The organism is Candidatus Polarisedimenticolia bacterium (assembly GCA_036004685.1).
Classification (GTDB): domain Bacteria; phylum Acidobacteriota; class Polarisedimenticolia; order Gp22-AA2; family AA152; genus DASYRE01.
The window spans coordinates 17,692-39,658 of the sequence record DASYRE010000016.1; the positions used below are offsets into that span (position 1 = coordinate 17,692).

The 21,967-nt window shown below is 67.5% G+C and carries 17 protein-coding genes; 4 read left to right on the top strand and 13 right to left on the bottom strand.

The genetic code is table 11. The features are described from left to right. Positions 1 to 13: 13 nt before the first annotated feature. Complete coding sequence (locus tag VGR67_03660; protein ID HEV8335493.1) at positions 14 to 1,033, bottom strand: dihydrodipicolinate reductase; 1,020 nt, start codon at positions 1,031 to 1,033, stop codon at positions 14 to 16. Between the two features lie 160 nt (positions 1,034 to 1,193). Here VGR67_03660 and VGR67_03665 point away from each other — a divergent pair, with 160 nt between their 5' ends. After that, positions 1,194 to 2,201: a P1 family peptidase gene (locus VGR67_03665; GenBank protein HEV8335494.1), complete on the top strand. Its 1,008-nt coding sequence runs from the start codon at positions 1,194 to 1,196 to the stop codon at positions 2,199 to 2,201. On the opposite strand, the gene aroC is transcribed toward VGR67_03665, so the two are convergent. Then, on the bottom strand, positions 2,188 to 3,354 hold the full coding sequence (aroC, locus tag VGR67_03670; GenBank protein HEV8335495.1) for a chorismate synthase: 1,167 nt from the start codon (positions 3,352 to 3,354) through the stop codon (positions 2,188 to 2,190). The two genes, VGR67_03665 and aroC, sit on opposite strands and share 14 nt — an antisense overlap. A gap of 133 nt (positions 3,355 to 3,487) precedes the next feature. On the opposite strand from aroC, the gene VGR67_03675 reads away from it, so the two are divergent. Both VGR67_03675 and tsaE read left to right on the top strand, forming a co-directional pair. Beyond that, positions 3,488 to 5,056: an NAD(P)H-hydrate dehydratase gene (locus tag VGR67_03675; protein HEV8335496.1), complete on the top strand. Its 1,569-nt coding sequence runs from the start codon at positions 3,488 to 3,490 to the stop codon at positions 5,054 to 5,056. After that, entirely contained in the window at positions 5,053 to 5,505 is a 453-nt protein-coding gene (gene tsaE / locus VGR67_03680; GenBank protein ID HEV8335497.1) for a tRNA (adenosine(37)-N6)-threonylcarbamoyltransferase complex ATPase subunit type 1 TsaE, read from the top strand. Before VGR67_03675 ends, tsaE begins: the two co-directional genes overlap by 4 nt. 36 nt (positions 5,506 to 5,541) lie before the next feature. On the opposite strand, the gene guaB is transcribed toward tsaE, so the two are convergent. The 3 genes from guaB to VGR67_03695 all read right to left on the bottom strand — a co-directional run bounded on the left by guaB (position 5,542) and on the right by VGR67_03695 (position 10,729). Then, positions 5,542 to 7,011, bottom strand: coding sequence for an IMP dehydrogenase (gene guaB, locus VGR67_03685; protein ID HEV8335498.1), 1,470 nt, complete (start codon positions 7,009 to 7,011; stop codon positions 5,542 to 5,544). 15 nt (positions 7,012 to 7,026) lie between these two features. Continuing rightward, positions 7,027 to 9,711 (bottom strand): preprotein translocase subunit SecA, encoded by a 2,685-nt coding sequence (gene secA, locus VGR67_03690; GenBank protein ID HEV8335499.1) that lies wholly within the window; start codon positions 9,709 to 9,711, stop codon positions 7,027 to 7,029. A gap of 118 nt (positions 9,712 to 9,829) precedes the next feature. After that, on the bottom strand, positions 9,830 to 10,729 hold the full coding sequence (locus tag VGR67_03695; GenBank protein ID HEV8335500.1) for a M23 family metallopeptidase: 900 nt from the start codon (positions 10,727 to 10,729) through the stop codon (positions 9,830 to 9,832). Positions 10,730 to 11,061: 332 nt separating this feature from the next. Here VGR67_03695 and nagZ point away from each other — a divergent pair, with 332 nt between their 5' ends. After that, positions 11,062 to 12,156, top strand: a complete 1,095-nt coding sequence (nagZ, locus tag VGR67_03700; protein ID HEV8335501.1) for a beta-N-acetylhexosaminidase — start codon at positions 11,062 to 11,064, stop codon at positions 12,154 to 12,156. Between the two features lie 6 nt (positions 12,157 to 12,162). On the opposite strand, the gene VGR67_03705 is transcribed toward nagZ, so the two are convergent. The 8 genes from VGR67_03705 to pyrR all read right to left on the bottom strand — a co-directional run bounded on the left by VGR67_03705 (position 12,163) and on the right by pyrR (position 21,902). Continuing rightward, complete coding sequence (locus VGR67_03705) at positions 12,163 to 13,065, bottom strand: phosphoribosylaminoimidazolesuccinocarboxamide synthase (protein ID HEV8335502.1); 903 nt, start codon at positions 13,063 to 13,065, stop codon at positions 12,163 to 12,165. Between the two features lie 90 nt (positions 13,066 to 13,155). Further along, entirely contained in the window at positions 13,156 to 13,839 is a 684-nt protein-coding gene (locus VGR67_03710; GenBank protein ID HEV8335503.1) for an MgtC/SapB family protein, read from the bottom strand. A 66-nt stretch (positions 13,840 to 13,905) separates the two neighbouring features. After that, positions 13,906 to 15,543 (bottom strand): tetratricopeptide repeat protein, encoded by a 1,638-nt coding sequence (locus tag VGR67_03715; protein ID HEV8335504.1) that lies wholly within the window; start codon positions 15,541 to 15,543, stop codon positions 13,906 to 13,908. After that, on the bottom strand, positions 15,485 to 17,353 hold the full coding sequence (locus tag VGR67_03720) for a glycosyltransferase family 39 protein (protein HEV8335505.1): 1,869 nt from the start codon (positions 17,351 to 17,353) through the stop codon (positions 15,485 to 15,487). Before VGR67_03720 ends, VGR67_03715 begins: the two co-directional genes overlap by 59 nt. Then, on the bottom strand, positions 17,350 to 19,104 hold the full coding sequence (locus VGR67_03725; protein HEV8335506.1) for a sulfatase: 1,755 nt from the start codon (positions 19,102 to 19,104) through the stop codon (positions 17,350 to 17,352). The genes VGR67_03720 and VGR67_03725 overlap by 4 nt, the downstream gene beginning before the upstream one ends. Continuing rightward, on the bottom strand, positions 19,091 to 20,317 hold the full coding sequence (locus tag VGR67_03730) for a dihydroorotase (GenBank protein HEV8335507.1): 1,227 nt from the start codon (positions 20,315 to 20,317) through the stop codon (positions 19,091 to 19,093). Before VGR67_03730 ends, VGR67_03725 begins: the two co-directional genes overlap by 14 nt. Positions 20,318 to 20,360: 43 nt before the next feature. After that, a complete protein-coding gene (locus VGR67_03735) occupies positions 20,361 to 21,317 on the bottom strand; it encodes an aspartate carbamoyltransferase catalytic subunit (protein HEV8335508.1) in 957 nt (318 codons plus the stop codon). Next, positions 21,318 to 21,902, bottom strand: coding sequence for a bifunctional pyr operon transcriptional regulator/uracil phosphoribosyltransferase PyrR (gene pyrR / locus VGR67_03740; GenBank protein HEV8335509.1), 585 nt, complete (start codon positions 21,900 to 21,902; stop codon positions 21,318 to 21,320). It abuts the gene before it with no gap. Between the last annotated feature and the right edge of the window lie 65 nt (positions 21,903 to 21,967).

The following is a 21,967-nucleotide window of genomic DNA, read 5'->3' on the forward strand; positions in this document are numbered from 1 at the left end:
ACCCCCGCCCGGTTCAGGCCAGACGCGGCGGGCCGTGGGGAACCACTGGCAGCGTCAGCATCGTGTGCAGCCCCGGAGGCACCGCGACGATCCGCCGGATGGCGTTGACCACGATCGACGCCGTGGCCGAGTCGCCCGGGATTCCTCCAGGAATGATCAGCTTCAGAGGAGGGTCTCCCTCGATCTGGACCCGATCCTCCTCCACCTCGACCCCCGCGGCGATCGTGACTTCGAGAGACACCCGCTCGAGATCCTCGGTGAACAGCGCCGCCCGGGTGCGCGTGCCCAGCACCGATCCCACCGGAATCGTCATGCTCCCCGCCCGCACTTCCCGTTGGGCGATCACCGGCTCGGAGGATTCCGTGACTTGCCGCGCCGCCCATCCGAGGGCCGAGCCCAGAAGGGCGGCCGACTCGCCCAGCCCCACGTGGCCCATGCTTCCTTGCGCGGCTCCCTTCGTCCGGTAGGCGTCCAGGCTCAGCCCCATGCCGACCTTCAGGCGCAGCGGCTCGCGACGCCGGGCCACGTCCACCATCCGCGAGGCGCGCACCTTGTCGACCCTCCGGCAGGCGCTCGCCAGCACCGCCGGCACGAGATCGAGGATGAACCCCGGATTGACACCCGCTCCGACCAGACCGACGCGGTGCTCGCGGGCCAGGGCGTCCAGACGCTGGGCAAGCAGCGCGTGATGCAGCCAAGGGTAGGCCAGCTCTTCGCACGTCGAGATGCAGTGATATCCGGAGGAGAGGATCTCCTCCAGTTGGGGGAGCACCGAGGGAAGCCGGGATCCGGTCGCGTGCAGGACGACCCGCGAGGGTTGCGGCATCGGCAGATCCCCTAGGTTCGGAACGATCCGCGGAAGCCGGTGGGCCTGCGGGCCCAGCACCTCCTCGAGGGGGCGCCCCGCGACTCCGGGTGCCCGATCGACGCCGCCGATGAGCTCGAGATCCTGGCGCGCGAGCGTCTCCTTCGCCAAGGTCTGGCCGATCGGCCCCAGGCCGAACTGGATCACTCGAATCTTCTGGCTGCTCATGGAATCTCCCGAAGAGAGGCCGCTGGCTGCCGAGGGCCGGCCGCGCCGCCCACGATAGGCGCGCCCGCCGCCTCTGTCAAACCTCGCCGCCTGCCTTCCCTTGCAGAGCCGGCGTGGGCGATGTGCTACTCTCGGCGCTTCACGGAGAGGAGGAGCTTCCATGCGCCGCGCCCCTTCCACGGCGATCGCCGGCTCGATCACCGACGTCCCGGGCCTCCGCGCCGGCCATGCCCAGGACTTCGCCGCCGTCACTGGCTTCACGGTCGTCCTGTGCGACCGCGGGGCGATTTGCGGCGTCGATCTGCGGGGCGGGGCGTCGAGCGTCCGCAACCCGACCGTGGCCCGGCCCGGACACGTGGTGGAGCGGGTTCACGCCGTCTTCCTGACGGGCGGCAGCGCCTTCGGCCTCGACGCGGCGGCGGGAGTGATGCAATACCTCGAGGAAGAGGGCGTCGGAGAGCCGGTGAGAGCATTCCGCGTGCCCATCGTGACGGGAGCCGCGCTCTTCGATCTGGCGATCGGCAGCCACCTCCGGCGGCCCGACGCCGCGATGGCCTACGGCGCCTGCCGTGGCGCGCGCGGGGCGGGCCTTGCGGAAGGCAGCGTGGGAGCTGGAACGGGAGCGACGGTCGGCAAAATCTTTGGCATGTCCCGTGCCATGAAAGGCGGAATCGGCACCGCCTCCCGCGCGCTCGGGCGGCTGCGCGTCGGGGCGCTCGCGGTGGTCAACGCCTTCGGCGACGTGGTCGATCCCGCGCTCGGCCGGATCGTGGCGGGCGCCCGCACCGCCTCGGGCCGCGGCCTGGCCGGCACCGAGAGCCTGCTGCGCTCCGGGGTCCGGCGGCAAGGCTCCCGGATCGAGAGCACGACGCTGGGGATCGTGGCCACCAACGCCCGTCTGGATCGGCCGGCGGCCTGCCGGCTTGCCGCCGTTTCGCAGGTGGCGCTCGCCCGGACCCTCTTCCCGGCCCACACCTCCTGGGACGGCGACCTGGTCTACGCCCTTTCCACGGGGACGCTCGAGGCCGATCGATCGGTGGTGGAGGCTCTCGGCGTGGAGACGCTGACGCAGGCCATCCTGCGGGGCGCCTCCCGCGCGCGCGGCCTCGGCGGGATCCCGGCGGCTCGCGATCGCCGTCGCCCGCCGGGATGGCTCAGAAAGCCCTGAGCTGCCGGAGGAACCCGGTGAAGTTGCGGCGCGTTTCGGGCAGGCTGTCGCCGCCGAATTTCTCCAGGAAAGCCTCCGCGAGGCTGTAGGCGACCATCGCCTCGCCAATCACGCCGGCCGCGGCGATCGCCGTGGCATCGGTCCTTTCCACCGCCGCTCCGAAGCTCTTCTTGGACACCAGATCCACCGATCGCAGCGCGCGCGGCAGCGTGGAGAGCGGCTTCACGTAGGCGCGCGCCCGGATCTCTTCGCCGTTGGTGATCCCCCCTTCCAGTCCCCCGGCCCGGTTCGTTTTCCGAAGGAAGGCCCGTTTCCGCGCATCGTAGAAGATCTCGTCATGGACCTCGGAGCCGCGGGCCAGGGCGTTGGAGAAGCCCGAGCCGATCTCGACCCCCTTGACCGAAGGGATCGAGAGGAGCACGCGGGCCAGGGTCCCCGAAAGGCGCAAGTCCCAATGCCGGTGACCGCCGAGGCCGGCGGGCACGCCGCGCGCGACCACCTGAAAGCTGCCCCCGACCGAATCGCCGCGCGCTCGGGCCGCGTCGATCTCCCGGATCATCCGCCGCTCCAGCCGGGGATCGGCGCAGCGCAGCGCCGTGCGCTCGCACGCCACGATCCGAGACCACGGAGCCTCGCGCGTGGCGGGGGCGGCGGCCCGTCCCACGGACGTGGTGTGGCTGGCGATCTCGATTCCAAAGCGCCCCAGCAACGATCGGCACACCGCCCCGACGGCCACCCGGGCCGCCGTCTCGCGGGCCGAGGCCCTTTCCAGGACGTCGCGGGCGTCGTGCGTGCCGTACTTGAGCGCCCCCGCCAGATCGGCGTGGCCGGGCCGCGGGCGCGTCACCCTCCGGGCGCGCTCCCCGCGGGGGGCGCTCTCCAGCGCCATCGCCGCGCTCCAGTTGGCGAAGTCGCGGTTCTCGATGAGCAGGGCGATGGGGCTTCCGAGCGTCTTGCCGAAGCGCACCCCCGCGAGAATCCGGATCTCGTCGGTTTCGATCTTCATCCGCCCTCCCCGGCCGTATCCTCCCATGCGCCGGCGCAGCTGGGACTGGATGTCGCCAGGCCGGAGCGGCACTCCCGCCGGAACGCCGTCCAGGATGGCGACCAGGGCCGGACCATGCGATTCTCCGGCGGTGAGGAAGCGCAGCACGCCGACGGGCCTCCCGATGCAAAGGGCGCCCATTATGATCCGCCAGCCCGGGGGTGTCAAAACGGCCCGGGGCGCGCCGGTTGCGGGGCCGGGAACCCTTCGAGTATAGTTTTTCGCCCGAGGAGATCTCCCCATGAAAATTCTCGACAGCCGCCAGACGAAAAGCATCGATCAGCGCGCCACCCGGGACTACGGCATTCCCGGGATCGTGCTGATGGAGAATGCCGGGCTGCAGATCGTCGACTTCCTCGAATCGCGCTACGACGACCTCGAGGATCGGGGCATCCTCATCCTCTGCGGCAAGGGGAACAACGGGGGGGACGGATTGGTCGCGGCGCGCCACCTCCACAACCGCGGCTACGACCTGCAGGTGCTCCTGTTCGGCCGGCGCTCGGAGATCAAGGGCGAGCCGCTGACCAACCTCTCCATCCTGGAAAAGATGAGCGTCGAGGTTCGCGAGATCGTCGACGTCCGCGCCTGGCACGAGTTCCTCCCTGAGCTGGCGCGCTACGACATGGTGCTCGACGCGCTGCTGGGCACGGGCGCCCGGGGCGGCGTCAAGGGATACCTCGAGGAGGTCATCCGGGACGTCAACAACGCCGCGGCGGAGCGGGTCGCGGTGGATCTCCCCTCGGGCCTCTCGGCCGACAGCAACGAAGTCCCCGGACAGTGCGTCCAGGCCGACGCCACCGTGACCTTCGCCTGCCCGAAGATCCCGCTCGTCTTCCTGCCGTCGGAGGAGAAGGCGGGTGAGGTCTACGTCGCCGACATCGGAATTCCGGAGGAGGCGGTCGACGCGGAGGAGGTCCGCCTGAATCTCGTCGAGCCCGGCCAGCTGGCACATTACCTGCCTCCGAGGAAGGTCGAGAGCCACAAGGGCGACTATGGGCACCTCCTCGTCGTCGCCGGCTCCAAGGGAAAGCCGGGGGCCGCCCGGATGGTCGCGGAAGGGGCGTTCCGCGCCGGCGTCGGTCTCGTCACCGTCGCCACGCCGGAAAGCGTGCAACCCATCCTCGCCCCCCAGGTGATGGAGATGATGACCGAACCGCTTCCCGAGACGCGCGAGGGGACGGTTTCCACCAAGGCGGCGGCGCGCGTGCTCAAGCTGCTGGACGGGAAAGGGGTGCTGACGCTGGGACCCGGACTTTCGACCGCGGCGGAGACCCAGTCGTTCATCCGGGAGATCGTGTCGGGGACGAGGCTCCCGCTGATTCTCGACGCCGACGGTCTGAACGCCTATTCGGCCGCGCCCGAGCAGCTGTCCGGAAAAGATCGGCCCCTCATTCTGACTCCCCACCCCGGCGAGATGGGCCGCCTGCTAGGGACCTCGTCGCAGGAGATCCAGAAGGACCGCATCGCCGTCTGCCAGAGATTCTCCACCGAGCATTCCTGCTTCCTCGTGTTGAAGGGATATCGGACCCTCATTGCGGATCCGGAGGGAAACGTCTGGGTCAACCCCACGGGAAACCCCGGGATGGCGACGGCCGGATCCGGCGACGTCCTGACGGGGATCCTCTCGGGGCTCGTGACCCAGGGGATCCCAATCCTCCATGCCGTTCTCCTGGGGGTCTACCTCCACGGCCTGGCGGCCGATCTCTGCGCCGAGCAGCGCGGCGAGCTCCCGCTGATGGCGCGCGATCTCATCGCCTTCCTTCCCGACGCCATGGCGCACCTTCTCAAGGGTCTGGACGGAGAGGAGTGAGGGGGACCGCCACGGCTGCCCCGGCGAACCTCATGCGGACGGTTTCGGAGGCCGAGACCTTTCAGGCGGGACGCGATCTGTCGGCGGACCTGCGCGCCGGCGACACCGTGCTGCTCGACGGGGACCTCGGGACCGGGAAGACGGTGTTCGCACGCGGCGTGGCGGCGGGACTCGGCGTCGATCCCCGCAGCGTCCACTCCCCCACCTTCACGCTGGTCAACGTCTACGCCGGCCGCCTTCCGGTGTATCACATCGATCTGTTCCGCATCGAGAAACCGGAGGATCTCAGGGAGCTCGGGTTGGAGGATGTCCTGGGCACCGACGGCGTCGCCCTGGTCGAATGGCCGGGGAGGCTGGGGCGCTACCGCCCCGCTGGAGCGATTCAGGTGACCTTGCGGGACGGCGGGGGGGAGCGGCGCGAGATCACCGTCGAGAGGCCGGCATCCTGAGCCCGAGCCACGCCGGGGAGACGCCGGGCCCGCTCGCTACGATTCCGTCCGGTAGTTGGGGGCTTCCTTGGTGATGACCACGTCGTGGGCGTGGGATTCCTTCAGGCCGGCCGCCGTCACGCGCAGGAACTTCGCCCGGGTCCGCAGCGATTCGATGTCGGGACAGCCGCAGTAGCCCATTCCTGACCGCAGCCCGCCGACCAACTGCGGCACCAGCGCCGTGACGCTCCCCTTGTAAGGGACCATCCCTTCGATGCCCTCGGGGACCAGCTTCTCCTCCGAGAACTCGTACTCCTGAAAATACCGGTCCGCGCTCCCCCGCTTCATCGCCGCGAGGGAGCCCATGCCGCGATACGACTTGAAGGTCCGGCCCTGGTAGAGGATCGTCTCCCCGGGCGCCTCCTCCGTCCCCGCCAGCAGGCTGCCGATCATCACGCTGTGCGCTCCGGCGCCCAGCGCTTTGGTGATGTCGCCCGAAACCTTGATGCCGCCGTCGGCGATGATCGGCACACCGTGACGCTTTCCCGCCCGGGCGCACGCGGCGATCGCCGTGATCTGCGGGACCCCCACGCCGGTCACGACCCGCGTCGTGCAGATCGATCCGGGGCCGATGCCGACCTTCACCGCGTCCACCCCGCAGCGGATCAGATCCTCCGCCCCCTCTTCGGTGGCCACGTTGCCGGCCACGAGCTCCATCGAGGGCAGGGCGTTCTTCATCGCCCGCGCCGCCTCCAGCACCGCTTTCGAATGTCCGTGCGCCGTGTCGATGAACAGGACGTCCACTTTCGCTTCGGCCAGCGCCTTGGCGCGGGCGATCGCCTCCTCCCCGACCCCGACGGCGGCGCCGACCCGCAGCCGGCCGAGCTGATCTTTGCTGGCGAACGGATACTTGATGTTCTTCTGGATGTCCTTGACGGTGATCAGGCCTTTGAGATGGTACCGATCGTCGACGACCAGAAGCTTCTCGATCTTGTGCTGGTGCAGCAGGCGCTTGGCCTCCTCGAGCGTGGTCCCGACCGGGACGGTGATCAGATTCTTTTTCGTCATCAGATCGGAGAGGGGCAGATCCAGGCGCGTCTCAAAGCGGAGATCGCGGTTCGTGAGGATCCCCAGCAGCCTGCCGGAAGGATCGGTGATCGGCACCCCCGAGATCTTGTACTTCTTCATGATTTCCAGCGCCTCGAAGATCCGGTTCTGAGGGCCCATGGTGATCGGGTCCACGATCATGCCGCTCTCCGAGCGCTTCACCTTGTCCACCTCCATCGCCTGCTCTTCGGTGGAGAGGTTCTTGTGGATGACGCCCATGCCGCCTTGCTGCGCCATGGCGATGGCGAGCCGGGACTCGGTGACGGTGTCCATGGCCGCGGAAATGAGCGGGACGTTCAGCCGGATTCTCCGCGTCAGCAGGGTGCCGGTGTCGACGCGGCTCGGCAGCACCTCGCTCTGCGCCGGGATCAGCAGCACGTCGTCGAAGGTGAGTCCTTCCGGCACCGGGGATTCGATCATGCCTTCACCCCTCCGTCAGCTCCGAGCTCCATGCACCACCTTGCCCTCCTCCACCGCGGCCCCGTGGCACTTCTTGTATTTCTTGCCGGAGCCGCAAGGGCACGGATCGTTCCGTCCCACCTTGCCGACGGCCCGCCGCGCCGGCTCCGGAGCCTCCTTGGCCGGCGCCGTGAAGACCAGATCGCGCTCCTGCCGGCGCCGCATCTGGTCCTCCTCTCTCTTCACCACCGGATCCATCAGGAACAGGAACCGGACGATGTCGTCCTCGATCCGCTCCTTCATGGCGGAGAACATCTCGAAGGACTCCCGCTTGTATTCGGTCAGGGGATCCCGCTGGCCGTAGCCCCGCAGCCCGATCCCCTCCTTGAGGTGGTCCATCGTCAGGAGATGATCCTTCCACTGGGTGTCGATGACGTTCAGCATCACCAGGCGCTCGTGCTGCCGCATGATCTCGGGTCCGAGCGCCGCCTCCTTGGCGGCGTAGCGGTCCTGGACGAGCTTCCCGAGGCGCTCCCGCAGCTCGGGGCGCGACACCTTGCCGAAATCGACCCCCTCGCGGACCGGGTCGATTCCGAAGAGGCGCAACATCTGGGTCGAGATCTCGGGCACCGACCAATCCTCGGGCTCCGCTTCCTCCGGCGCGTGCGTCTCGAGAATCCAGTCGAGAATCTCCTCCATCTTCTGGATCAGGTATTCCCCTTGCCCCTTCCCCTCCAGGAGCTCGCGACGCAGGCGGTAGATCTCGACCCGCTGCTTGTTCATGACGTCGTCGTACTCGAGGAGATGCTTCCGGATGTCGAAGTTCCGGGCCTCCACCTGCTTTTGAGCCCGCTCGATCGAGCGGGTGACCATGCCGTGGACGATCGGCACGTCCTCTTCCATCCCCAGCTTCTGCATGATCCCCTTCAGCCGGTCCGAGCCGAAGATCCGCAGGAGATCGTCCTCCAGCGAGAGGTAGAAGCGCGAGGAGCCCGGATCGCCTTGCCGGCCGGCCCGCCCCCGCAGCTGGTTGTCGATGCGCCGGGCCTCGTGCCGCTCCGTCCCGAGGATGTGCAGGCCGCCGAGCGCCACCACCTTGTCGTGTTCCTCGGCGCACCGCGACCGGGCCTCCGCGAGCGCTCCCGAATAGGCGGCCTCGGCGGCCGGGGGCGTCTCGAACGTCGCGGTGGCGACCGCCTTGCGCGCCAGGTATTCCGGATTGCCTCCCAGGAGGATGTCGGTGCCGCGGCCCGCCATGTTCGTCGCGATCGTGACCGCGCCCAGGCGGCCTGCCTGGGCGACGATCTCGGCCTCGCGCTCGTGGTACTTCGCGTTCAGGACGACGTGCGGCACCCCCTTCTTCTTGAGGAATCCCGAAAGGTGCTCCGATCTCTCGATCGAGACCGTGCCGACCAGGACCGGCTGGCCTTTTTCGTGCAGCTCCACGATCTCCTCGATGACGGCCCGGGCCTTCTCCTCCTCGGTGCGGTACACGACGTCCGGATTCTCCGCCCGGATCAAGGGCCGGTTCGTCGGGACCACCATGACCTCGAGTTTGTAGATCTTGTCGAACTCCACCGCCTCGGTGTCGGCCGTCCCGGTCATTCCGGCGAGCTTCTCGTACATCCGGAAGTAGTTCTGGAAGGTGATGGTCGCCAGCGTCTGGTTTTCCTTCTCGATCTTCACCTTCTCCTTCGCCTCGACCGCCTGGTGCAACCCGTCGCTCCAGCGCCTTCCGGGCATCAGCCGCCCCGTGAACTCGTCGACGATCACCACCTGGCCTTCCTTGACCATGTAGTCGACGTCCCGCTTGAACAGCACGTGCGCTTTGAGGGCCTGCTGGACGCAGTGGTTCACTTCCATCGCTTCGGGATCGTAGAGATTGGGGACTCCCAGGAGCTTCTCGACCTTCTCCACGCCGCCCTCCGTGAGGCTCACGGTCCGGGCCTTCTCGTCGACCTTGAAATCCTCCTCCCGGGCGAGGCGCGGAATGATGCGATCCACCTCGTAATACTTGTTGACCGACTCGTCCGAGGGGCCGGAGATGATCAGCGGGGTCCGCGCCTCGTCGATGAGGATCGAGTCGACCTCGTCGACGATGGCGAAAACGTGGCCGCGCTGGACGAAGGCGTCCAGCGAGTACTTCATATTGTCACGGAGGTAGTCGAAGCCGAACTCGTTGTTCGTCCCGTAGGTCACGTCGGCGGCGTACGCCTCCTGGCGCTGGGCGTCGTCGAGATCGTGCTGGATCACGCCGACCGAAAGCCCCAGGAACCGGTAGAGCCGGCCCATCCATTCGGCGTCACGGCGGGCCAGGTAGTCGTTCACCGTCACGACGTGCACTCCCCGGCCCGGGAGGCTGTTCAGATAGACGGGAAGGGTCGCCACGAGGGTCTTGCCTTCGCCGGTCTTCATCTCGGCGATCTTCCCGTGGTGCAGCACCATGCCTCCGATGAGCTGCACGTCGAAGTGCCTCATCCCCAAGGCCCGGCGTCCCGCTTCCCGGACGACGGCGAAGGCTTCATGCAGGAGATCGTCGAGGGCGGCTCCGGCCTCCAGCCGGCGCCGGAATTCAACCGTCTTCCCGGCGAGCTCCGCGTCGGAAAGGTTCTGCAGCCCGGGCTCGAGCGCGTTGATCGCCTGGACCCGCGGCGTGAGCTTCCGGAGCTCGCGTTCGTTCTTGCTGCCGATGATCTGCCGGAGGACTGCGTCGAGGAACATCCCGCCTCTTCCTAAATAATAGAACATACCCCAGAGCCCGACGGAGCGTCAAACAGTCCGCGGCTCCGGCGTCCTTGGAAAGCGCGCCGGGCGGCCCCGCGGCCGAGGGAGCGAGTTTCTAGAAACTGTTGAATTCGTCGAGGATGTAGCGGAGGGGGTCGACGTTGCGCTGGTGCAGGAGGACCTCGTAATGCAGGTGGGGACCGGTGCTCCGTCCCGTGCTTCCGACGGTGCCGATCACGTCGCCGCGATGCACCTTCTGGCCCGGCTTCACGCTGAAACTCTGCAGATGACCGAAGCGCGAGACCAGCCCGTATCCGTGGGAGATGAAGATCGAATTGCCGAAGCCGCCGCTCACCCCGGCCTGCGTCACCACCCCGTCAGCGGGAGCCACGACCCGGCTTCCCGGCGGGGCCACGATGTCGAGTCCCTGGTGGAAATCGCGCACTCCGGTGAACGGATCCCGCCTCCATCCAAAACCGTTGCCGTAGAGTCCCTTGACCGGCATGATGGAGGGTGTCGAGGAAAGCACCAGCGCCTGTTTGGCGTACGCCACGTCCAGGACCTTGAAGCTGTCCTGCAGCGCGCCCGTCCTCTGCTCCAGCATCTCGAGCTCCCCTTTCACGAAACGCGAGCCCTCCCCGGGCGAGAGGCTCCCCAGATCCAGGCCTCCCCCGGCCGCCGGCTGGTGCATCAGCGGTAGATTGTTCACGCCGATCATCAGGGCGAGCTGACTCGCCTTGGCCTCGAAATTGTTCATTTTGGCGCGCAGATCGCCCAGCGCGGCATCGATTTCCTCGTTCGACTTCTTGAGCTCGGCGTTCTGCCGGGCCAAGCGGGCCGAGACCCAGCTCAGGTAGGTCGAGCGGATGATGAAGTGGGGAAGAAGGACGCCGGAGAGGAAAAGGGCTCCCAGAAACACCCCGGCTCCCATCGCAAGGTTCTTGGAGACCCGCAGCCGGCGGAACTTCGCGGCGGCGTGCGGAACGATCATGATGGTGTAGAACTTTCGGCTCACGTCGCTCCCCTCGACGCCCGCAAAAAGCGGGTAATGCTAACACTCCCTGAGGGATGGTTCAAGAAAGGCGCCGCTGGAATCCCTGACCTTCCCGTGCTGCCTGCGACTCCCGCTCCCGATCTGGCTCCCCCATCGTCCGCTCAGCAGTATACATTATTGTAATTACTCATATCCTATCTTTTGACATTATATATCTCTTAAGAGGTTAATCAATATATTAGTTCTAGAGATATCATAACGGCGTGCTATCTGGATGGAGCAACGCCAGTTGTTTCAGCAAAATGGAGACTTCCGGTTGCGCGCCATCTTGGCCGCGTGCAAGAATGCCTTGCATGAGCGTGCAGTCCTTCCCTCAGGATGAAAAGGACCAGGCGGGGCAGCTCCTATTCGTCGGGTTCGAGGGCTCCGTCATGAACTCGTCCCTGGAACGGGATTTGCGCCGCATCCGTCCCGGCGGGATCATCCTCTTCAGCCGGAACCTCAAGGATGCTTCGCAAGTCGCCGACTTCTGCCGGGCTCTGCAGGGGCTTTCCGCCATTCCGCCCTTTCTCGCCATCGATCAGGAAGGGGGCCGCGTCAGCCGCTTGAAGGGGATCTTTCCGCCCATTCCCGCGAACCTTCCGATGTCCCGCTCCCGGGACGCCGGGTCGCTCATCGGCGAGCATGGACGGATGACCGGCCGGGGTCTGGCGCTTCTCGGGTTCAACCTGAACTTTGCTCCGGTCCTCGATCTCTCTGCCGCCGACAGCCCGAACGGCATCGGCGATCGGGCCTATGGCGAGGACCCGGAAACGGTCGCGCCGCTGGCGCGCGCTTTCTTGGAGGGACAGCGCGAGGCGGGGGTCCTCGGATGCGGCAAGCATTTCCCCGGGCTGGGCGGAGGGAACGTCGATTCGCATCTCGACCTGCCAAGGATCGAGCGCCCCGCCGACGCGCTGTGGAAACAGGATCTCGCTCCTTACCGCCGGCTCCGGGAGGTGCTGCCGATGGTGATGGTCGGCCACGCCTATTACCCGGCGCTCCAGGGATCGACCCGCGGCCCCGCCACGCTCTCTCGCGCGCTGGTGACGGATCTCCTGCGTTCCCGCATCGGATACCCGGGAGTGGTGGTCACCGACGACTTGGAGATGGGCGCGGTGGATCAGAAGCGTCCGGCGGGGGACGTCGTCCGGGAGGCGATCGAAGCGGGGAATGACCTCGTCATGTATTGCAACTCGTGGGAGCGCGTCGAGGAAGCCCACGCCTCCCTCGCCCGGGCCCTGAAGACGGGGAGAATCGGCCGCGCCCGCCTGGAGAGCATCCTCACCCGCGTCCTCGCGCTCAAAAAATCGCTGGCGGGCCCCCGCCAGACTCCCGGCTTCGACGCCGCGGCGTTCGAAGAAGTCTGCCGCTCCCTCGGGTCCCTCGAAGGCCGTCTCACGGCCTGACGGCCCTTAATCCTCCAAAGTCGGACGGCCCGTCAAGCGCCGGAATATTTCCAGATACTTCTCGCGGGTTCCGGCCACCACCTCCTCCGGCAGCGCGGGGACGGGAGGCTGCTTGTTCCAGCCGATGCGCTCCAGATAGTCCCGGACGTACTGCTTGTCGTAGGAGTCCTGCCCGCGACCCGGCTCGTACTTGTCGGCGGGCCAGAACCGTGAAGAGTCGGGGGTCAGGACCTCGTCGGCCAGGACGATTTCCCCTTCCACCGTCCCAAACTCGAATTTCGTGTCGGCGATGATCACCCCCGAGGACTCGGCGTGGCGGCTCGCCGCCTGGTAGAGCGCCAGGCTCAGCTCCTTCAGCTTCCGGGCGGCGTCGGACCCCACCCGGCGCATCAGGTCGTCGTAGGAGATGTTCTCGTCGTGGGCGTCGATCGCCTTGGTGGAAGGGGTGAAGATCGGCTCCGGCAGTTTCTCCGACTCCTTCAGGCCGGCGGGCAGGCGCACTCCGGAAACCGACCCCATCTTCTGGTACTCCTTCCAGCCCGAGCCCGCCAGATAGCCGCGGACCACGCACTCCGCCTCGAACATCTTCGCCTTCCTCACCAGCATCGATCGGCCGGAAAGCAGCTCGCGATGCCGTCCCAGGGAGCCAGGGTACTCGGCCGCCTTGCCGGTAATCAGGTGGTTGGGAACGATCTCGCGCGTCTTGCCGAACCAGAAGAGCGACAACTGATTCAGCACGCGCCCCTTGTCCGGGATGCCATTGGCCAGGACGTAATCGAAGGCCGAGATCCGGTCGGTCGAGACGATCAGCAGGCTCTCGCCGCAGGCGTAAAGATCCCGGACTTTTCCCCGGTTCAGGAGCTGCAGTTCGGAAAGCTCGGTTCGCAGAACGACGGGCGCGGCTGCCATCGGTCCTCCCTGGTATGGAAAACCGGGCATTCTAACGTCCCGCTCGCCGGGGAGTCAACGGCCTCCTGGCGCGGAGGAGCGGCGCGATCTTCAGCGAAGAGGGCGGACCTCCTGGACACCTTCGATCATCCAGAGGTCCGACAGAAGCTTGCGATGCTCGGCGTGGCTGTCACAGTATTGGAGGGTGAGCGTGATGCTCCCGTTGGTCGTCTTGAACTGCAGATTCTCCAGGGATTTCTCGTAGGAGGCGAGAAGCCGGGTGATCTGCTTGCGCGTCTTGCCGCCGTCGTCCGCGAAGACCACCAGGCAGTCGAACGTCCGGCATCTCGAGAGAATCTTCCGCTCCCCCATCCCGAGAACCGTCAGCGTCAGGAAAATCAGGAGGGTGCCCACCGCGGCCGGAATCATGTAGCCGGCGCCGATGAACAGCCCCACTGAGGCGACGACCCAGATCAGCGCCGCCGTGGTCAGGCCTGCGATGTGCCCCCGGGACTGGATGATCGTCCCGGCGCCGATGAAGCCGATTCCCGTCACTACCTGGGCGGCGATGCGTCCGGGATCCCCCGTCTTGCCCATCCCGCTGGCTCCCACCAGAATCGAGACCATCATGAAGTAGGTCGACCCCAGGCAGATTAAGATGTTCGTCCGGAAGCCCGCCGGCTTCTTCTTGAGCTCGCGCTCGATGCCGATGAGCCCGCCGCACAGGATGGCGGCCCCCGATTTGACGAGAAAGTCGTTCAGGAAATGCGATCCGACGGAGAGTTCCGGAAACAAGGGGCCTCCTGGGAGCACCGGCATCAGGCAACAATCTAATGCCGGAAGCAGTCCGCGGCAATCCGCTCAGGGGTTGGGAGCCTGGTAGGCGTGGGCGATTCCCTCCCGGGCCGCCTCCAGCGAAGTGGCCTCTTGCCCGCCGACGCGCACCGGGCTGTCCTCCTGAAGCGCCTCGGCCCTGCGATAGGCTTCGAGAGCCTCCTGCCGCTTTCCCTGCATGTCCAGTATCTGGCCGCTCCAGACGAGACTCCAGGCCAGCTGCATGCGGTGCGTCCGATCGGCGCGCGCGGCGACCTCCCCATAGGCCGCCAGGGCGCCCGGGTAGTCCTTGCGGAGGTGGAGCGCCTGGCCGAGCCAGAATCGGGCGTCCACGTCCGCGGGCTCCTTCTCCACCGCCGCCCGGAGAAGCCGCTCCGCTTCCGGCGCCGACCCCGAAGTCAGCAGGACCTTCGCCCGGGCCACGAGATAGGGCACGGTCTCCTCGCGGACGACCCGCCGGATCATCTCCACGGGGACGCGGCTGCGGGCGCGCGAAAGCTCCTCCCTCCAATCGGCTTCCGCCTCCTCGAAACTCACTCCGAAGATCTCCCGGAAGCGGATCCCGTTGCGCGAGCGCTCCTCCGGATTCTCGCTTCCCACCAATTCCGCGTAGGCGCGCCGGAATTTCTCCCATCCGTAACGCTCCGACAGGTAGCGGACGAAGCAGGCCGCTTCTGGGTACGCCACCCGCGGGCGGGTCAGGTCCTCTCCCAGGCTCCTCACCTCCATCAGCTCGGAAAGCGGCAGCAGCGCGCCTTCCGCCAGAAACCCCCGGCACCAGTCCTCGACGTCGGCCGCATACCGGCCGGCATTGTCGAAGTCCTTCTCCCGCGCGGTGGCGAATCCCTCGGAAAACAGAACCGGCGGGGAGCCGACGCGCCCCGCCACGAGATGCACCAGCTCGTGATGCGGATCGACTTTGCGGCGGGCTCCGTAGACTTCCACGATGGTGTTCCCGTAGGTCCATCCATCTCCCCGGTGCCCGGTCATTTTGCGGGCCAGCTCGGCGTCCGGATAAAGGAAGAAGACCACCTTACCGCGCAGCGTGACGGAGAGCTCACGACAAAGGCGCGACAGAATCTTCTCTCTTTGCTCGGTGATTCTCGTAAGGTCGGACGCCGCCTCGGAGCCCGGAAACACATAGAAAATGAAATGCTCGCTCTCGCGGACGCGGAACGGCGACAGGACCCGTCCCTCCCAGGCCACCCCTTCCCGGGCGGGGCGATAAGGCTGCAGAACGTAATCGCCGCGGTAGGGGGGCTCGAACAGGAACTCCTTGGCCGCTTCGTGGACTTTCCGGCCGGCGGCGGTCTCGGCGCTCAGGTCCACCCGCAGGCGGCCGTGATCGGGGCGCACGAAATAATCGAGCGTGATTTCCCCTTCCTGGCGCGGCGGCACGAGAGCCGGATATGCCGCTTCCCACAGCACTCCCGACCCGGAATCGAGGAACGCCGAGCGCACGCGCAGCCTCAGGGTCGCCGCCCGATCCCCGTCATTCCGCAGCCGCGCGCGCAGCGAGTTCCTTCCCCAGGCGACGCGCCCGAAGTCGACCGCGGTGACGGAGATGCCGGAATCGAGCTCCGCGGCCGGCCCGGAGGGAGGGGCGTCAGAGCCCCGGAGCGCTAGCAAGGCGAGCAGTGGAGGCAGGAGTGTGCTCCAGTTCACGAGGCGATTCTAGCATGCCGGTTAACGGCGCCGCGGAGCCCCGCGCCGGGCCTGAAACGCCTGCCCCCGGCGCGGCATCCCCGACCTCCAGGACGAACGCCACCGGGGCCCCGTCCCCTCTTCGGGCATCCGACAGGACGCTCCTCCGGCAGTCCGGAAAGGTCCGCCGGAGCTCCTCGAAAACCGCGCGGAATCGTCCGTGATTCTCGACCACGAACTCCTTGCGTCCGGGCATGGATCGGATGCGCTCCAGGTCGAGCGCCGCCGGATCTCTCAAGAGCGTCGTCGCCCGGCGCCGCGGAAACGTCAGGAACTGGAGCGTTTCCGGCTCCTCGCTGTAGAGGACGTAAATCGGGTGGTCCGGGGGGCGATGCGCCACGTAGCCCCCCATGAGGGTTTGAGTGGCCGCGAAATAGAACATCGCCCGGCGGCTCGTCCCGGCGCGCGCGAAATACTGCTCGCCGCAGAGCAAGCCGGCCGCCGTCAGGAGCGCCGCGACGGCGCCCCGTCCGAGGCGCGCCGAGAACCGGCTCCGCATCTCGCCCTCGAGCTCCTCGAGAAAGCGCCCTCCGGTCAGGCAGAACAGCGGCAGGTTGCCGATCAGGCGCGTCAAGCTCGGTCCGGCGAGCCCCACCGTCACGATCGTGCCTCCCAGGAACAGGAGAAGCACCATGTCTCCCTCGGAGCGGCGGCGGATCACCCCCGTCATGACCAGCACCAGACCGCACGCCATGAGAGCGGCCGAAACGGCGGTTTCCGGGAATCGGCCGATCGCCGCGTAGACGAGGCTCACGCCGTCGCCGAAATAGTAGAGCGATTGCATCACCCCGTAGCGGGCGGGATAGAACCCCGGCATGAGGAGCGCATACCAGACGTTGGCCGGGAGGGAGGCCTGGGGCGTTTGCCCGAGAACGTAGGCGCCGCGAGTGAAGATCTCGGCGGGATGCTCGCGCGCGTAGGCCATCTGGGGAACGAGGAGGAGCGCGAAAGGGATCGCGATCGCCGCCGTTTCTTTCCATCCGAGGGGTCTTTCCCGCGTCGTGAAACGCCTCAGGAATGCCCAGGCGGCCAGCAGCGGCGGCACGATGCGGAAGCTCGTGTAGCTGTACATCCCGATTCCGAGGATCGCCCCCAGGATCACGAACCAGCGCGTTCTCCTGGTCTCCAGGGCAATGCGGAATCCGGCGATCGAGGCCAGAACGAAAGCCGGGAGCAGGATGTTGCGCAGTCCGGTGCGGCTGTAGAGCAGGTGCCAGGGAGAGACGGCCAGAAGAGCCGCCGCCAGCAATCCCGTCTTCTCCGAAAAGAGCTTCCGGCCGGCAAGATAAAGGATTGGCAGCGTGGCCAGGGAGATCGCCAGGGAGAGGAGGCGCAGCGGGACGATGCCGGGGCCCAGCGCTCCGAAGAGCGGCATCAGCAGGACGTGAAACAGAGTCTCCCGCGACAGCCCGATCGAAGAGAAGGGCGCGATCCGCTCGCCCGCCAGGAAGCGGCAGGCGATGAGCCCCTCGATTCCCTCGTCGTTGTTCAGCCCCCACGGGATCGATCCGATGGCGTATCTCCTGACCGCGAAGGCGGCCGCGATGAGCAGCGCCAGAAGGACGAGGGGACGCCGCGGGGCGGAAACGGGCGCGGCGGCGGCGCTCCCCCGCCGCCCGGAGCCCCAGGCCACCAGGGCGGCCGCCGCCAGATGCAGAATCGCTCCCGCGGCAATCCCGCCGGCCAGGAGCAGCCCCTGCCCCGACAGGGCCGCGGCCAGCGCCGCGCCGTAGAAGGGGAAGCGGCGGAACCCTCGCGCGGCGGCGCTCAACGGAGGTATCCCAGCGAGCGGAGGCGCTCTTTCATCGCGTCGCTCAGCTCGACGGCGTCGGACGGGGACCCGGAGGGGCTTCTCCAGAGGAAGTATCCCGTCTCCCCGCCCGGCGTGAAGACCGGTCGTGTCAGCACGTCCGATCGCAGCGGAGAGGAGAGACTGAAAGGGTTCGACGGCGGCGGGGTGCGATCGCCTCCGATACGCACGAAATTGACTCCCGGAGAGCCGTCGAGCGCCAGGGAAAAGTTGACCCGCGCGTCGTCCGGCTCGACCGAGAAGGACAGGCCGCCGCCGCGCACCACGCCCTCGAGGTCGAAGTCGATACGCCGGCCGCGCACCACGCGATGACGCCCCGCCTCCGGGAAGAGCGGCACGAGTGAGAGGATGAGCCCATCGGTTTCGATCGTCCCCGAGAAACGATGGGCCGAGCCGTCGGAGCTCCATCTGAGGTTCCAGCCCCCGGCGAGCCCGTCCGTCTCGGAGAACAGGGCCTCCTCCAGCCTCAGCGCCTCCGGCGCGCGCTCGCTCAGGACGTTCCGGGTCTCCCCGGGGTCGGCGACGAGATCGTAGAATTCCCGGCGGTTGTCCTCCAGGCGGACGATGACCTTCCGTCCGGCCTCCCGGTACGACTTCCGATAGGCGTCGAAGCGGATGGTCTCGCTGAGCGCCCCTCGGGAGGCGTCCTTCCGACCTTCGAGCCACGGGACCAGGCTCTTCCCCTGCACGCCGGAGGGGATCGCCGCGCCCGCCAGATCGCAAATCGTCGGGAAGAGGTCGATCGACCTCACCTGCTCGGCCACGCGCCGCGCCGGGGCCGCCGCGCCGATCCGCGAGACGATCAGCGGCACCCGAAGCACCTCATCGTAAAGAGTCCGGCCGTGCCCGAGCCCGCCGTGCTCCTTGAACTCCTCGCCGTGATCGGCGGTGATCGCCACGACCGCCTCGGAGACGCCCGCGCCGCGCAATCCGTCGAGGAGCCTGCCGATCTGGGCGTCGGTGTAGGCGATCTCCCCGTCGTACAGATCGATCAGATGCTCCCGATCCGCGGCGGGCAGCTCGGCCCCTATCTGAGCGAAGCGCGAGAAGCTCTGATAGCGGCCGTCGATCTTCCCGGAGTAGGGGCGCGCGAAGCGCTCCGCGTAGGGCGCGGGAGGATCGTAGTCCCAGTGCGGATCGAAATAATGCGCCAGCAGGAAGAAGGGCCGCCGCTTGAGCGCCCGCACCTGCGCCAGGGCGTGATCGGTCACCGCTTCGGCCCGCGGCTCCAGACCCGCTTCGAACCGGTAGGCGCGGGACAGCCCGAAGTCGTCGAAGCGATCGAATCCCCGATCGAACCCGAACGGGGCCGCGACGTAGATATGGCTCACGACGGCGGAGGTCGAATACCCCTCCCGCTTGAGGACCTCCGCGAGCGTGGGAATCGAGCGCGACAGCCGGAGCCCGTCGTTCTCCACGCGATGACTGGAGGGGAGGCGACCCGTGACGACCGCCATGGCGGCGGGCAGGGTCCAGGGCGCCTGGGTGATCGCCGTCTGGAAAAGGGTCCCCTGCGCGGCGAGCGCGTCGATCCGCGGCGAAGTCGGCCGCCGGTAGCCATAGGCGCCGAGATGGTCGGCGCGCAGCGTGTCGACGAGGATGAGGACGAAGCTGGGGCGGGATCGGGCCGGGCCGCAGCCCGAGCCGAGAGCGGTCAGCAGGAGAAGGAGGAGCGTGAGCGCCGGCGCGCCGCCGGCCTCACGACCGCGCATCGAAGACGATCCGGCCGCCGACCATCGTGAGGATCGGAGCCCCCCGCAGCTTCCACCCCTGATACGGGGCGTTGCGGCTCTTGGATCGCTGCGTCGAGGAGTCCACCGTCACTTCCTTGTCCAGGTCGAGGACGGTCACGTCGGCCACGGCGCCCGGCGCCAGCGTGCCGCGCTCGAGATTGAGGATGCGGGCCGGACCGGTCGTGTACAGCGAGATCAACCGCCGGAGATCGACCACCTTCCCCCGGACGAGCCGATCCAGCGCCAGGGGGACCGACGTCTCGAGACCCACGATGCCGAACGGGGCCTGATCGAACTCTACGCTCTTCTCCACGATGTTGTGCGGGGCGTGATCGGAGGCGATCGCGTCGAGGGTCCCGTCCGCCAGACCCTGAAGCATCGCGTCCCGATCCTCCTCCGCGCGCAACGGCGGGTTCATCTTGGTGTTGGTGTCGTAGCCGCTCCGGGCGACGTCGGCGTCGGTCAGGGCAAAATGGTGCGGCGTGACTTCCGCGGTGACGCGCACTCCCCGCTCGCGGGCGCGGCGCACCAGCTCGAGGCTTCCCCGGCAGGAGAGGTGCGCGATGTGGATCCGTCCTCCGGTCGCCTCCGCCAGAACCACGTCCCGGGCCACCATGATCTCCTCCGCGGCCGCCGGGATCCCCCGCAGCCCCAGCACCGTCGAGGTGAACCCCTCGTGCATGACGCCGCCCGCCGACAGGCTCCGCTCCTCGCAGTGGTCGATCACCGCAAGGTCGAAAATCTTCGTGTACTCCAGCGCCATCCGCATGAGGTGCCCGGAGGAGACGGGGTGGCCGTCGTCGGAAACGGCGACGACGCCGCTTTTCACCATGTCGCCGATCTCCGCCAGCTCCTCCCCCTTTCCCTGCTTGCTGATGCACCCGATGGGAAAGACGTTGACCACCGCCCGGCTGCGCGCCTGCGACACGATGTACTCCGTGACGCTCTGCGAGTCGTTCCACGGATCGGTGTTCGGCATGACGGCGATCGACGTGAAGCCCCCGGCGGCCGCCGCCGCGCTCCCGGTCTCCATCGTCTCCTCGTCCTCCCGGCCGGGCTCGCGCAGGTGCACGTGCATGTCGATGAACCCGGGCGCCACGATCTTTCCCTTGAGATCGAGGACCGTGACGTTGTCCGCCGCGAGGGTCTCCGCCACGCGCGCGATCTTGCCGTCGCGGACCAGCACGTCCATCACGCGGTCCGTCTCCGAGGCCGGATCGACGACGCGCCCCCCCTTAAGCAGCCAGCTCGCCAACCGCCCCTCCCGACAGGAGATACAGGACCGCCATTCGGACCGCCACGCCGTTCGTGACCTGGTCCAGGATCACAGAGTAGCGTCCGTCGGCCACCTCGTGGGCGATCTCCACCCCGCGATTGATGGGCCCCGGATGCATGATGATCACGTCCGGCTTCGCCTGGCGCACGCGCTCCTGGGTGAGACCGTAGAGATTGAAATACTCCCGCAGGGAGGGAAAGGCACCGCGCGCCATCCTCTCCCGCTGCACCCGCAGCATCATCACCACGTCGCATCCCTCCAGGGCGCGCTCCATCCGCGCCTCGACCTCCACGCCCAGGCGCTCCATGCCGGGCGGCAGGAGCGTGGGGGGGCCCGAGATCACCACGCTGGCTCCCAGCTTCTTCAGCAGGAAGACGTTCGAGCGCACCACCCGGCTGTTCAGGATGTCCCCGATGATGGCGATCCGGAGGCCCGCGATCTTCCCTTTCTTCTGCCGCATCGTGAAGGCGTCCAGGAGCGCCTGGGTCGGATGCTCGTGGGCGCCGTCGCCGGCGTTCACGATGGAGGAATGGCACACCTTCGCCAGGAGATGCGGAGCGCCGGCGGCGGAGTGACGGATGACGATCATATCCGGAGCCATCGCCTCCAGATTCCTCGCCGTGTCGATCAGGCTCTCCCCTTTCGCGACGCTGCTCCCGGCGGCGGAGAAGTTCAGCGAATCGGCGGAGAGCCGCTTCTCCGCGATCTCGAAGGACGAGCGGGTGCGCGTCGACGGCTCCATGAAGAGATTGACGATGGTGCGGCCCCGCAGGGTCGGGACCTTCTTGATCGGGCGGCGCGAGACTTCCAGGAACGACTCGGCGGTGTCCAGGATGAGCCGGATCTCGTCCGCGTCCAGAGGCTCAATCCCCAGGAGGTGCTTATGGCGCATCTGGAATCCCGCCTCCGGCGTCATCTAGACCCTCTCCTTCTTCCCTTCGGATTCCCGGGCGGCCCCCGCCGGACGGATCACGTGCACCGCGTCCTCGCCGTCTTCCTCGACGAGGCTCACGTTGACGCGCTCGTCGAGCGAGGTCGGCAGGTTCTTGCCGACGTAGTCGGCGCGGATCGGAAGCTCGCGATGGCCCCGGTCGATCAGAACGGCCAGCTGGATCGACCGGGGGCGGCCGAAGTCCATGATGCCGTCGAGCGCCGCGCGAATCGTCCGTCCGGTGAACAGGACGTCGTCGACCAGGATGATCTTCTTGCCGTCGATCGGGAAATGGATCAGAGTCGCCTTCAGCAGCGCGTGCGGTCCGATCGTGGTGGCGTCGTCCCGGTAGAGGGTGATGTCGAGGATCCCCACCGGCACGTCGGCCTTCTCGATTTCCTGAATCTTCCGGGCGAGCCTTTCGGAGAGATGCACCCCTCTCGTCCGGATTCCCACGAGCACCAGGTCCTCGAGGTCCCGGTTCTTCTCCAGGATCTCGTGGGCTATGCGGCTCAGGGTACGGTCGATCTTCGGCGCATCCATGATCAGGGCGTCCTCGGAGGAGGGCATGTCGCTCTTTCCGCCGCGCCGCGCGCGGGCAAAAAAAAACCCTCCAGCCGCGGCTAGGGGGTCTT

Coding starts and splice junctions, on each gene's coding strand:
- VGR67_03660 (HEV8335493.1), bottom strand. CDS start 1,033: ATGAGCAGCCAGAAGATTCGAGTGATCCAGTTCGGCCTGGGGCCGATC.
- VGR67_03665 (HEV8335494.1), top strand. CDS start 1,194: ATGCGCCGCGCCCCTTCCACGGCGATCGCCGGCTCGATCACCGACGTC.
- VGR67_03675 (HEV8335496.1), top strand. CDS start 3,488: ATGAAAATTCTCGACAGCCGCCAGACGAAAAGCATCGATCAGCGCGCC.
- guaB (HEV8335498.1), bottom strand. CDS start 7,011: ATGATCGAATCCCCGGTGCCGGAAGGACTCACCTTCGACGACGTGCTG.
- secA (HEV8335499.1), bottom strand. CDS start 9,711: ATGTTCCTCGACGCAGTCCTCCGGCAGATCATCGGCAGCAAGAACGAA.
- nagZ (HEV8335501.1), top strand. CDS start 11,062: ATGAGCGTGCAGTCCTTCCCTCAGGATGAAAAGGACCAGGCGGGGCAG.
- VGR67_03705 (HEV8335502.1), bottom strand. CDS start 13,065: ATGGCAGCCGCGCCCGTCGTTCTGCGAACCGAGCTTTCCGAACTGCAG.
- VGR67_03725 (HEV8335506.1), bottom strand. CDS start 19,104: ATGCGCGGTCGTGAGGCCGGCGGCGCGCCGGCGCTCACGCTCCTCCTT.
- VGR67_03730 (HEV8335507.1), bottom strand. CDS start 20,317: ATGGACGTGCTGGTCCGCGACGGCAAGATCGCGCGCGTGGCGGAGACC.
- VGR67_03735 (HEV8335508.1), bottom strand. CDS start 21,317: ATGACGCCGGAGGCGGGATTCCAGATGCGCCATAAGCACCTCCTGGGG.
- pyrR (HEV8335509.1), bottom strand. CDS start 21,902: ATGCCCTCCTCCGAGGACGCCCTGATCATGGATGCGCCGAAGATCGAC.